The organism is Ensifer sp. VA4, assembly GCF_055710065.1.
Genome location: NZ_JBVQPO010000029.1, coordinates 1 through 12184 on the forward strand (window position 1 = coordinate 1; position 12184 = coordinate 12184).

The following is a 12184-nucleotide window of genomic DNA, read 5'->3' on the forward strand; positions in this document are numbered from 1 at the left end:
CTTGCAANGGCCTTGTCGGAGATCCACGCTTTCTTCGCTGCCTTGGAAAACCACGCCGTTTTGAAAGTTCGTTCTGACATCACTTCATATAGCACTAGGTGCTACACCTATCAAGTTGTCGGGAAAATTTGCGGGGACTACGCTGCTTCCCATACCTGTCTCAGAAGCTTCGCACCAAGTGCCGCTTTGTCCTGGGGCAAGAAGCGACCGCACGCTACGCTATCGACCCGGCCAGGCTGGCAACCTGACGTCTCAGAATAGTTAGGATTTCCCGGAAAGAAAAAGTCACTCGCTGCAGTGGGCGCCTTTTGAAGTTGACCGGTCGCTTGTTTTGGGATGCCAGCGGTCTCGTCATCATGGCTCCTGTTGTAGGCGTTGCAGACCAACTCTGGGACCGCTGCGTTTCGCTGTTGAGCTAACAGCTTTGGGGTCGCCGGTGCCTAACAATAAGCGATTGTCGAGCGCAACAACGACCGTCGTGCCGGCATAAGAGCCCGATTAAAAATGGCCACGTACGACCGGCCACTCCGACCGCAGGATACCGGTAGACAGATGCAACCAATTTGGTGCCGTCAAACGAGAAGAACGCGAAATGATGGCGGTTAGGATCAACCAGAGGTAAACATATGGCAGTAACCGCGAAACCAGCCAATCAACATCAAGGGGGGGAACGATCAATGAGCATTGCAAAAGGGGGCCGCATTCTTGGCAAACTGTTCGGGTGCCTTGTTCTGTTCGCTGCCCACGAGTCTTTCGCCGAGGGGCTGGTGGATCCCGACGTTATGGCGGTCGTGGAAGGCGGGTACTGGAGAGAAGACGGCATTGGCGAAGGCAGCTATCGCATCATCGTTGTAAGCCAGGGTTTCGAACACGTTTCGTCGCGCGTCGTGGCGGAATGGAAGCTAGCGGGGAGCGAGAAAGGCCGGGCCCGGATTGTTCATTCCGTGGAACTCGTCAAAGGCGGGGTCTACAGCGTTGGCGCGCCCGAGATTGAATTTTTCGGAGATGGAGCACGAGTTGAGGTTGGGGGTACCGCGACTTTTTCGCCAGGCACGACAGTTGTTTGCCATTTTGCGCTTGCTCCTGGAGGGAAAGTCGACGTGCTCAAAGCGTGTGGCGAATAGCAGCGTCGTACTTGTGCTGGGTCGGGAGCCTTTCAGCGCGGTAAGAAGCGGCTGAACGACAACGCCACCATTCGTTATGCGTTGCCTCCGATCGTGGCCGCGCCTGAGACGTGACGCAACACCCCTTTGACGCCCTGGGCGATCGAGCGTTTTGATCTCGACGCCACACCCGGAACTCCGTTCGGCTTGTTTTTAGTGCCGTTGTAGGAAACATAGAAGATGCATACTCCGACGGCCCGTGTCTCGGAGCGCATGCTGCCCTACGCCCTGGGACGTCATCACACTGCTAGTCCCAGACGGAACGTGCGGGTTTTCGACGGAAACCTTGAAGCTTGGTTTCCAGTTGCGAATGGTTCGCGCGACGATTGTGCCACGTTTGTTCCCGTTCTGTGCCAACGTGCGCTGATCATGACCGATGCGCCCAATCGCGCATTCCGATGGGATCTTCCGCGGTTGCTCGACGAGCCTGTTCCAAGCGCGGCAGCATTGATCGACGATGTCGTCGTAGTCCTTGAAGACGCGGTTCGACAACCAGTTGTCCCTCATGAACTGCCAGAGGTTCTCGACCGCGTTCAATTCCGGCCACCGCGGCGGCAGAAACATCAAGGTGATGTTGTCCGGCACCTTCAGCTTCGGCGTGACGTGCCATCCGGCTTGGTCGAGAATGAGCACGGCATGTGCTCCGGGATCGACGGCGTTGCTGATAAGGTGTTCCTGCATCGCCTCTGTCGCAATAGGGAAGGACGAGACCAGCACCCTTGCCCTTCTTCGGGCAGATCGCGCCGAAGATGTCGGCCCACATCGTGCGCTGATCATGCGGTGATATCCGGAATTCCTCAAACAGCCACTGAACGGGGTCCTTGCGCCGCCAACGCACCGTGCACAGCGGGAATCGGCCGCTTTCAACGGTTTTCGCCAGCGCCTGCCGTTGCGCGTCGTTCAGCTTCGCGGGTCCACCCGGTGCTTTTCCGTTGATCAGTCCATCGGGACCGCGCTCGTTAAACCGCACGACCCAGTCGAGGACGATCTGCACCGTCCCGCTGCCGAGGCGAGCGGCCTCTGAACGAGAGCCGCCGTCGTAGATCGACGCCAGCGCAAGCAAGCGACGGGCTTGATCGGCATCCCTCGTTTGCCGAGCCAACCGCCGGAGCGCCAACCCATCATAATCCTGTCGCAAAGAGATATCGCTGAACCCACCGCAAACCTCCTGTTTGCAGCATCGATTCGGATTCGAAGCCCAAAAGGAATCGGGAGGGTTCTGTGAGGTCGCGCAGGGATGGGCTGGCGAACTGGCGCCGGGCGCGACCTCATTGAAGCCGGATTGAACTCGCCCGCTGACGCTGGCACGGCGCTATGGATTTAGTGCTACGGCGTTTGATCGTGGCGCGCCGGTATTGATGGCGCGCGCCGCTGCGGCGGGGGCAATGCCGCGGTGCGGTGGCGTCCGGCGCTGGTGTTGCGGGGAACACCGAGGTCTTGAGCGCGGCTTTGGCAGCGCCAGAACCGCAGCGAGATGACACAGGAGCTCAGATCGGCATCGCACCGACCTGGGCCGGTACGGCAAGGCTGTCGGGACCGGCGGCAGGCACTCATGACATGTCGGGCCATGCCCGCGCCCGCCGCAGCCTGGCGGTGATGCGCAGGATGCCGCCGCAGCAGGGACAGACGGTCGGATCGAAGCGGGCGCGCTGGTGCCCGGGCTGCCCGCCTTCGGCCCGGCGGCGTTGCGGTGGGGCACCGGCCAGCAGTCGGCTGATGACGGCGAGGCGGGCGCGGCGGATGCCGTTGGCGGGGAAGTCGTAGTGGCGGATGCGGTGGAAGCCGACGGGCAGGCTGGAGCAGGAAACGGCGGATGAACTCGTGCGGCGCCAGCGTCATCGAGCGCGGTGCGTTGCCGTGGAGGTAATCGCGATCGCGCGTGGCACCCTGGCATTTGGGGCAATGGCGGTTGCGGCACGAGTTGTAGGCAACGCTGCTCAAGGCGCAATCGTCGCAGGTCTCGACATGGCCGCCGAGCGCCGCAGTCCGGCACAGCTCGATCGCCGCCATGACGCGGCGCTCTCCCCGGCCGAGATGACCGTCATGGGTAGGACGATAAGCGGGGGCCATGGCGGCGGAAGATGTCCGCCACCTCCAGCGCCGGTCGCATAGCGCGATCTCAGGCCGGCGGCACGACCTCCAGGCGCAGCCAATCAAGCGGGCTCTCGGTCCGGGCGATCGTCGTTGTCGCCACCTGCGTGTAGCGCGCCGTCGTCGACAGGTGGGTGTGTCCGAGCAGCACCTGGATGATGCGGATATCGACGCCGCTCTCGAGCAGATGGGTGGCAAAGCTGTGCCGCAGCGTGTGCACGCTGACCCGCTCGCCGAACGGCAGGCGGCATACAGCACCTGCACATCGATCGGCTTGTCGCCGCGTCCGGGAAACAGCCAGTTCCTCGGGCGTGCCAGCCGCCAATAGGTGCGTAGGATGGCAAGCAACTGCGGCGACAGCATCACCGTGCGATCCTTGGCGCCCTTGCCGTGACGGGCCTGAATCACCATGCGCTGGCTGTCGATGTCGGCGACCTTCAGGCTCACCGTCTCCGAGGCACGCAGTCCAGCGGCATAGGCGGTCGTCAGCGCCGTGCGTGCCTTCAACGACGGCACCGCCTCGAGAAAGCGCACGACCTCGTCGGCGCTCAAGATCGCCGGCAGCTTGCGGGGCGTGCGCGCATAGGCAATCCGCTCGGGGATCTCCGCCCGGTCCAGCGTCACGCCGTAAAAGAAGCGCAAGGCGCAGACCGTCTGGTTGAGTGCCGGCCAGGAGATGCCCTGCGACACCAGGTACACCTGGAAGCGCGCACATCCTCCAAACCCAGCCGATCGGGGGAGCGGTCGAAATAACGGCTGAACTTTGTTACGGCATGCAGGTAGGATCGTTGCGTGGCCGGCGACAGGTTGCGGAGTGTCATGTCGTCGATCATGCGGCGGCGCAGCGGGCTCACCGCTGCCGGAGCGTCGGTCATCGGTCGGTCTCCTGGTCAGGGGTTGGTTCTCAACACCCCAACATCCCATCAGGAGACCGCGCCTCCAAACCCGACCTCTCCCGCATCAGCGGGTTAGTTCAATCCCACGAGAGTCAGACATTGCGCTCGTTGTATAATGTATCCACTGGAAACCGTGGCGCCGGGCAACGATGCTCACCGTCGCATCCGCCTCGTAGGTCTCTTGAATAATGGCCAGCTTCTCCGCCGTGCTCCAACGCCGTCGCCGTTCCGGACCCGAAAGGACTTCCATCTTAAAATTGCTACTAGTCATCTTACCAACATTACTCCTACCCACTTAGCTAAGTAAGGGAGCATGTCCGTGCCTTTCGGGGGCTAATTCAACCTCTTCACCGGCATTGCGGGGACCAGCGGATTTGGATCAAACATCAAACCAAAAGAGAATACTCAAACGGCACATGAAGCGGAATCTCGAAAAGCCTTCCGTCAGGCGTTGCATGCTGGTCATATCCGTAGTCGGCGACCCATAGGCTCATCTTGCTTGGATCGTCGCTGGACGGCGCGAGCTCGACGCCCTTGGGATAGAGGCCCCTGCCGTCATTATACGGATTTGGTCGCTTCGCCAGGTCTGTGATCGTCTCCAGGATCTGCCCGGTGTCGGCGCTCACCTTGAACACATTCTGGCTGAAGAAGCCAACGACGTAGAAGACGTTGTTCTGGACGTCGTAGGCGATGCCTTCCGGATTGGTGATCGGGTCGGGGAGCTCGATCTTTCTGACCAAATCGCCCGCCTGCGTGACCTCATAGATCGAGTGGGTCAGCTCTCCGGCGATATAGAGATTGCCGGTCCGAGGATTGATCGTGACGTCTTCCGTGTCGATGACCGTACTGTCGAGACCAACGGTCGAAAAACTTCTAATCGGTGTTGGATGTAAAGGATCCGTAGCATCTAGGACCAGGACCTTCTTCTTATCGTCATCGGTGACAAACATCAGGTGCTGCCCGGTGTTCGGATCAACGCCGAAGGCCACGCCTGTGGGTTCTTTGGTGAAGGACGCCAGGCTAATCGTCGCGAGACGTTCACCCCTGGTGTTGAGCTCGAACATATTATCGTTCGAGAAATAGGGAGACTCATCGGCTTCAGAGTCGACAAGAAAAAGGGTCCCCGTAAACGGATTCCAGCCCAGCCCCGCCGGATCGCCGCTTGGGTAGATATTGGTCGCCCATTCGTGCGTGTCGCTGATGTGAATGCTGACGGTTGCGGTGTTGCTCGTGGCAATCCCGTCGCTTGCGGCATATTTGAAGCTGTCGCTGCCTGTATAGTTGGTGTTCGGGGTGTAGGTGAACGAGCCGTCCGCATTGAGCGCCAACGTCCCATGGGAGGGACCGGAAACAAGAACCGGATGCAACGGATCACCATCGACATCCTTGTCATCGCCCAGGACGCCCTTGCGCACCGGAATTGTGATGCTCGTATCCATGCTCCAGTTGTAGCTATCCCCCCCGGCGGTGGGCGCGTCGTTGGTGCCGGTGACGGTGACCGTCAGGGTCGTGGTGGACGAGGCGCCGTGGTTGTCCTCGTTGGTGTAGCTGAACACGTCAGTTGCCGTCTGGCCGTCACGGAGCGCCTGCACCGATGGGTTCAGGTTGTCGAGGGTGTAGGTGAAGGCGCCATCGGCGCTGAGCGACAGCGTGCCATATGCGCCTGCTATGGCGGCCCCAACGTTCGCCGCCGCGCCGTTGACTGCCGAAACCACGTGCGTGTCGCCAGAATCCGGATCGGTGTCGTTGGTCAGAACGTTGCCGACCACCGGATTGGGGAAGCCGACATTGTTCGTGTCTTCCTTGACGGATGCTGCATCAGCCACCGCGACGGGCGGGGCCGATGTGACACTGACGCTCACGGTTCCCGTCGCAATACCACCGTTGCCGTCCGAAATCTCGTACATGAACGACGCTTGTCCGGCGAAGTCCTGATCGGGAACATAGGTGATCGTACCGTTATCGAGGCTCACCGTCCCATGGATATCGCTGTCGCCGGAAACAGCCGTCACAACCAAGGCATCCTTATCGAGATCGGTGTCGTTGGTGAGCAAATCTGCGGCTGCAAAAACAAGCGCCGTGTTGACACCGGTCGACAGGGCATCGTTCCCGGCAACGGGCGCATCGTTGGTGCCGGTTACGGTGACCGTCAGGGTCGCGGTGGACGAGGCGCCGTGGTTATCCGTATTTGTGTAGCTGAACACATCAGTTGCTGTCTGGCCCTCAGCGAGAGCCTGCACCGACGGCTGTGAGTTATCGAGGGTATAGGTGAAACTGCCGTCGCCGTTGAGCCGCAGCGAGCCATATATGCCCTGGAGGGCGAGCCCGACATTTGCTGCCAGGCCGTTGACTGCTGAGACCGTGTGCCCATCGCCGGAATCCGGGTCGGTGTCGTTGGTAAGGACGTTGCCGCTAGCTGGATTGGGAGACGCCGCGTCATTGGTATTTTCTTTCACCACGGCACCATCGGCCACCGCAACCGGCGCGTCGTTGGTGCCTATGACGGAGATCTTCACCGTCGTGATGGACGAGGCACCATGGTTGTCCAAATTTGTGTAGGTGAAGACGTCCGTTACCGTCTGGCCGTCAGTAAGCGCCTGCACTGACGTCTTCGAGTTGTCGAGGATATAGGTGAAGCTGCCATTGCTGTTCAGCCGCAACGTGCCATAGGTACCCTGAACGCCGGCCCCAACATTCGCTGCCAAACCGTTGACCGCAGATACCGTGTGGGTGTCGGCGAGATCCACGTCGGTGTCATTGGCAAGCACATTGCCGCTCACCGGGTTGGGGAAGGCTGCATTGTTGGTGTCCTCCGTGACCGAGAAGGAATCGGCCACTGCGAGCGGTCCATCGTTTACGCCGGTGACGGTCAGCGTGAGCGTTGTGCTCATGGTCTTCTTGCTTGCGTCGACGGCGGTATAGGTGAAAACGTCCGTGCCCGTTTGCCCTTCAGCAAGGCTTTCGGCCTTCGGCGTATTGGCGGTGTAGCTGTACCTGCCATCGGGCCAAATCGTCAGATAGCCGTAAGTCCCTTGAATCGTTGTGCCGCCCGAGGCCACGTTAAACGAACTGCCTGCGAACTTCGTCTTGGTAACCTGGATGAGGCCGGTATCGTTTGAGAGCACATTCCCCGTTCGGCTGGCGTCCTCAAGAATGGAAACCGTGTCGGGCAATGCCTTCGAGGTACTTTTGGCCATGTTAACCCCCCATGACGAGAACAGGCGGACACGCGCAGCCGTCCGCCTGTTCCGCGCGTAATTCGGTTGTCAGATTGGATAGAATTGAAGCCTGCCGTGATCCCTGTCCGATACGGCGGGGTCATGCAGCAAGTTCACGTACTCTTTCGTGAATCGGTGTTGGACGTAAGCTCGCAATCCGTCTGCAAGATCTTTTCGGCAAGCTACCGCACGTGAGGTGAGTGCCAACTCATCCCTTTGCACCAGCGGTGTCGTATCCCTTAATAAAGAAACAACTAAAACGTCTATCGCTCCAGCCTTCTGAAAATACCAGCTCGGCGCGCCCCGAACAAGGTCCGGTCTGAACCTGCCGTTTTACCGTTCGACGGTCTGCCCGGAGGTAAGCACAGTATGGGCCGATCCGACGATAAGGCAACCGACCGTGACCGCCTGAGGTAGAGCCGCTGGGTTCCAGGGGACGCAGCGACCAGAACCGTCCTGAAGGGTAAGCGCGAACGGTTCTGGGTTCGGCCAGACGCGCTGTGTGGATGATGCGCGATAGGCACTGCGAATTATGCGCCCTTTGGGTTCGTCAACAATCTCCCTAGGACTTATGCGCTCGCCTATGGGACCCAAGTCGGATAGCGGGGAACACTTTTCTCTCGGCGCGTTAACTCGCCTCGGATCTGGATGCATTCGTCGCCGCCGGAGGCGGTCACCAACCTTCAATTACGACGCGAGCGCTCTGAAGCAAAGGGTTCCTCTGTCAAACGGTGTTTCCGCCGCCTTTGTTCTCTTCCTGTCGCAAGGTTAGTGGGAGTAACCGGGCGGTAGGCCGACCGGAGGTTGCCGAGACCGAAAGCCAAAGGCAAACGGATTTTGTTGCGGGGAGAGACACCAGGCACTCTCAGGATCACCGAGGTGAGCGAGGTCGCATCTCGTCGGATCGCAGGGGCGTTGCTGCCACCCTCCAGGTTGATAGTCGCGCTTTAGCGGAGCCGGTTCAATCTGCTCGGCTATCGATAGCCCCCGAAAATAGGGGGAACCTTTTTCAGTCCTTAACGTTCGGGTGACGGGGCAATGTCGCATGAGGGGAAAATGGAAACCGTAACTTTACTTCTGGTTGAGGACGAGGCGCTGCTGCTCTTGGAATTCGAGCAAGCGCTGGCGAACGCCGGCTTCGATATTGTAACGGCAACCGATGCACGGGACGCCATGCGGATCTTAAACGCCCCGACCCCACCAATCGATGGCGTTGTCACTGACATCCGGCTAGGTGCTCCACCTGACGGGTGGGATATCGCACGCACCGCGCGAGAAATCGACCCACAGATTCCCGTCGTTTATGTCAGCGGCGACAGCGCTCGTGATTGGGCCTCGAAGGGTGTCCCGAACAGCGTTATGCTTGAGAAACCCTTCGCCATGGCTCAGCTCGTGACGGCGATCTCGCAACTCCTAAACGACACGAGCACCAGTCAGCCGTTGGTCGACTGAGAATGTCGCGTCCGCGCTGTCAACTCCGCGATTGCGCCCAAGTCCGACGCGTGTCGGCAGTGCTTTGCGTTCCGCACGCGCCGTTTGTGCGGGCTCAGGTAAGTTGCTATCGTGTAAACGGCTCGGATCTCTACGATGGGGTTGGCCGGAGACTGCGATGGAGATCGAAATGAAAACCGGTAACGGGCACACGGTCGATCGCGATATGCAGTCACTACCAACCAATGCTCCAAAAGCACTATCCGAGCAGTGTCAACTGCTCGGGACCGGCGATTACCCTGCCGAAGAGATCCTTAAAGCTCTGCCGGTGGCCGTCTACACGACGGATGCGGACGGGCGGATCACTTTTTTCAATGAAGCGGCCGTATCGCTTTGGGGTGTTCGCCCAGAACTCGGCAAAACCGAATTCTGCGGCTCCTGGAAACTCTATTGGCCCGATGGTACGCCATTGCCGCATGACGAGTGTCCAATGGCTCTGACCCTGCAGCAGAGATTGCCTGTGCGCGGATATCAAGTGTTGGCGGAGCGGCCAGACGGTACCCGGGTGGCGTTCATCCCTTACCCTACGCCGCTGTTTGACCGCACCGGTGCGTTCGTCGGCGCGGTGAACCTTTTGATGGACATCAGCGAGCTCAAAGCGCCCGAGCAGCGCAACCACGAGAGCGGAACGAAGTTCCGCTCTCTTTTCGAAAACGTTGGTGCGGCTGTCTGGGAGCGAGACTTTTTGCGTGTCGTCGACCTGCTGGACAGCTTGCAGGCTGAGGGGGTGAAGGATTTACGAAGCCATCTGGCGGCACATCCAGACGTGCTGCAAGAAGCAATCACGCGCGTCCGGATCCTTGACGTCAACCCATTCGCAGTTGAACTGTTTGAAGCGACCAGGAAGGAAGAGTTGCTTCGATCTTTCCTGCCGGAAACGTCGGCGATCTTCCTCGAGGAATTGGTGACCATCTGGGAAGGCGGACGGCGGTTCGGCAGCGACACCGTAGTACGCACTCTTTCCGGGCGACGGATCGACGTCGTCTTCACAATCGTTTTCGATGGTCCGGGCTGCGAACGCGCCTATGTCTCCATTCTCGACATCTCAAAGCGCAAGGTGAGCGACCGCCGGCTTGAGGCGGTCGACAAGATCGCCAAGGCGATCGCGAGTAAGAATCTGGATCATATCGTTCAGACGGTCACCGACGCCGCGACTGAACTCACCGGGGCCAAGTTCGGTGCTTTCTTCTATAATCGCACCGATCCCGACGGTGAGCGATACACGCGCTATACCCTGTCAGGCGGGCCACGAGCGGCTTTCGAGAACTTCCAACTACCGCGCAATACGGCCGTCTTCGACCCAACCTTTCGCGGCCTTAGCGTTGTCCGTTCGGCGGATATCCGAGCCGACCCGCGCTATGGAAAGTCGGCTCCTTATTACGGGATACCGAAGGGGCACCCGCCAGTGGTCAGCTATCTGGCCGTTCCAGTCATTTCGCATTCGGGCGAGGTACATGGCGGCCTTTTCTTCGGCCACGACCAACCGGACGTCTTCACCACCGAAGCCGAGGAGACGGTCATCTCGATCGCAACCCATGCCGCTGTCGCAATCGACAACGCTCAGCTGTTCAAAGCGGCGGAGCGTGAAGTCTCTGAACGGCTCCAAGCCGACCGAGCAGCTCAGCAACTCGCCGCCATCGTCGAGTCGTCGGAAGACGCGATCCTGTCGATGGACCCCAATGGTGTAATCGCCAGCTGGAATGCTGGAGCTGTGCGGCTGTACGGCTACACCGCCGAGGAGGCGATTGGACGTCCAGTTACACTGCTGATCCCTGAGGACCATCTTGGCGAGGAGCATCACATCCTGGCGCAAATCCGTGCTGGTGATCCCGTCGACCATTTCGAAACGGTAAGGCGTCGCAAGGACGGCACCCTGATCCCGGTCTCGCTTCGAATTTCACCGATCCGCGACAATGGTGGGGTCATCATCGGCGCTTCGAAGATCGCGCGCGACATCAGCGAACGCAAGCAGGCCGAGCAACAGAAAGACCTGCTCATCCGCGAAATGGCCCACCGGATGAAGAACCTGTTCACCGTATCGAGCAGTGTGGTAACGCTCAGTGCGAGATCCGCGAGTTCTGCGGATGAGCTCGCTACGGCCGTCGGCGCGCGGCTGGCTTCCTTAGCGCGAGCGCACGCGCTCACTCTCCCGCGATTGGGTGGCGCAGAAACCGGGGAGGGTAGCGCAACGCTGCAGGAGCTGCTGGGCACATTGTTGTCACCCTACGCTGGCGAAACAGATCAGGGAAATCGAGTGACGATCCGGGGATGTGACCTTTCCGTGTCACGCTCGGCCATAACGGGTCTTGCGCTTGTCGTGCACGAGTTGGCAACGAACGCTGCCAAATATGGAGCGTTGTCAGCCGACAGTGGCCGACTCGATATCGAATGTACCGACCGTGGGGAAACGCTGGAACTGGTCTGGACGGAGCGAGGAGGGCCGGCTGTCGTGAAGACGGAGACAGAGGGTTTCGGGACGAAACTTGGCAAGCTCACTCTAGAGAAACAATTCCGCGGAGAGATCAACCGCATTTGGGACCCGGAGGGGCTCGTCGTTCGACTGATTGTTCCGAAAGATCGGTTGCAGCAAGAATAGGGCCATCTGTCGTGACAGGTGCAATGTGCCACGGTCCCGTACCGGCACGGGATGTGCCATCGTTGGTCGCGAGCATAATGACGAGCAACGACTGACTGAACTAGTTTTTGCAGGAGCGATTGCATCGATGCACCACCAACGAGAGCGATCCTTCCATCATCGACGATTCCTGGATGACACCGCCCGTGAAGAAGGTGAGCTGACCCGGCAGGACTAGAACCTGCATGAGGCTTCGGGCTTTCGGGAGATTGGTCACGTCAGGCTGGGAGAGTTGGCGGGGTCACCGATCCGCTCGCTCTGCCATAATGCCAATGCTTCCAGGTCATTCGATTGCCACTCTCTGAGTCGCTTCTCCGCTTTCGTCGAGATCGACAGCGTTGCTGAGCGGGGCGGCCGCGATTGCTTTAATTTGTTGAGCGAGAGCCGAAAGCTTCTGAGCAATGTCCTGCAGCTCGGACGGTGAGTTTGTGCCCGCGCGGGTGCCCTTTACGCCATGTTTGTCCACGTTCTCGTCCCTTGCGATTGGACTTGGGTGCTCAGTATATTTCCAACTTTCGGCTCGGTGCTGGCGGTGACGAAATAGCGGCCGCCGGCATCGCCCCTACCACCGCGACCGCATCGGGCCACAACAAGCTCGAAGCTTCGCGCTGAATTGGGTTCGGCGCTACGAACATGGGCCGTATCGATGCTGATGACAAACTCTTTGCGTCGATCACCAGGAAGCGGGCA

General features: G+C 59.7%; 5 protein-coding genes and 6 pseudogenes. 3 read left to right on the plus strand and 8 right to left on the minus strand.

Annotated elements, in window-relative coordinates; genetic code table 11:
- Positions 1 to 80 (minus strand): annotated as a pseudogene (locus AC0C6X_RS29405) (type II toxin-antitoxin system RelE/ParE family toxin); the annotation flags it as partial.
- A 597-nt stretch (positions 81 to 677) separates the two neighbouring features.
- On the opposite strand from AC0C6X_RS29405, the gene AC0C6X_RS29410 reads away from it, so the two are divergent.
- Positions 678 to 1124 (plus strand): hypothetical protein, encoded by a 447-nt coding sequence (locus AC0C6X_RS29410; protein WP_472956574.1) that lies wholly within the window; start codon positions 678 to 680, stop codon positions 1122 to 1124.
- Positions 1125 to 1530: 406 nt separating this feature from the next.
- Here the strand turns inward: AC0C6X_RS29410 and AC0C6X_RS29415 are convergent.
- The 6 genes and pseudogenes from AC0C6X_RS29415 to AC0C6X_RS29440 form a co-directional block, all read right to left on the minus strand.
- Positions 1531 to 1947: pseudogene (locus AC0C6X_RS29415) on the minus strand (transposase); the annotation flags it as partial.
- A gap of 9 nt (positions 1948 to 1956) precedes the next feature.
- Positions 1957 to 2301 (minus strand): annotated as a pseudogene (locus AC0C6X_RS29420) (helix-turn-helix domain-containing protein); the annotation flags it as partial.
- A 740-nt stretch (positions 2302 to 3041) separates the two neighbouring features.
- Positions 3042 to 3273 (minus strand): annotated as a pseudogene (locus AC0C6X_RS29425) (transposase zinc-binding domain-containing protein); the annotation flags it as partial.
- 9 nt (positions 3274 to 3282) lie between these two features.
- Positions 3283 to 4129 (minus strand): annotated as a pseudogene (locus tag AC0C6X_RS29430) (site-specific integrase).
- A 145-nt stretch (positions 4130 to 4274) separates the two neighbouring features.
- A pseudogene (locus tag AC0C6X_RS29435) lies at positions 4275 to 4421 on the minus strand (transposase); the annotation flags it as partial.
- A 115-nt stretch (positions 4422 to 4536) separates the two neighbouring features.
- Positions 4537 to 7347, minus strand: a complete 2811-nt coding sequence (locus AC0C6X_RS29440) for an Ig-like domain-containing protein (RefSeq protein ID WP_472956575.1) — start codon at positions 7345 to 7347, stop codon at positions 4537 to 4539.
- A 1077-nt stretch (positions 7348 to 8424) separates the two neighbouring features.
- Here AC0C6X_RS29440 and AC0C6X_RS29445 point away from each other — a divergent pair.
- Together AC0C6X_RS29445 and AC0C6X_RS29450 are read left to right on the plus strand one after the other, a co-directional pair.
- Positions 8425 to 8820 (plus strand): response regulator, encoded by a 396-nt coding sequence (locus AC0C6X_RS29445; RefSeq protein ID WP_173519250.1) that lies wholly within the window; start codon positions 8425 to 8427, stop codon positions 8818 to 8820.
- Between the two features lie 157 nt (positions 8821 to 8977).
- Positions 8978 to 11455 (plus strand): PAS domain S-box protein, encoded by a 2478-nt coding sequence (locus AC0C6X_RS29450; RefSeq protein ID WP_246304525.1) that lies wholly within the window; start codon positions 8978 to 8980, stop codon positions 11453 to 11455.
- A gap of 322 nt (positions 11456 to 11777) precedes the next feature.
- Here the strand turns inward: AC0C6X_RS29450 and AC0C6X_RS29455 are convergent, their stop codons facing one another.
- Complete coding sequence (locus AC0C6X_RS29455) at positions 11778 to 11960, minus strand: hypothetical protein (RefSeq protein ID WP_173519249.1); 183 nt, start codon at positions 11958 to 11960, stop codon at positions 11778 to 11780.
- Positions 11961 to 12184: the final 224 nt, after the last annotated feature.

Bases quoted from the DNA above. Each gene is read 5' to 3' on its own strand.
- AC0C6X_RS29445 (WP_173519250.1), top strand. From the start codon at position 8,425: ATGGAAACCGTAACTTTACTTCTGGTTGAGGACGAGGCGCTGCTGCTC.
- AC0C6X_RS29410 (WP_472956574.1), top strand. From the start codon at position 678: ATGAGCATTGCAAAAGGGGGCCGCATTCTTGGCAAACTGTTCGGGTGC.
- AC0C6X_RS29440 (WP_472956575.1), bottom strand. From the start codon at position 7,347: ATGGCCAAAAGTACCTCGAAGGCATTGCCCGACACGGTTTCCATTCTT.
- AC0C6X_RS29450 (WP_246304525.1), top strand. From the start codon at position 8,978: ATGGAGATCGAAATGAAAACCGGTAACGGGCACACGGTCGATCGCGAT.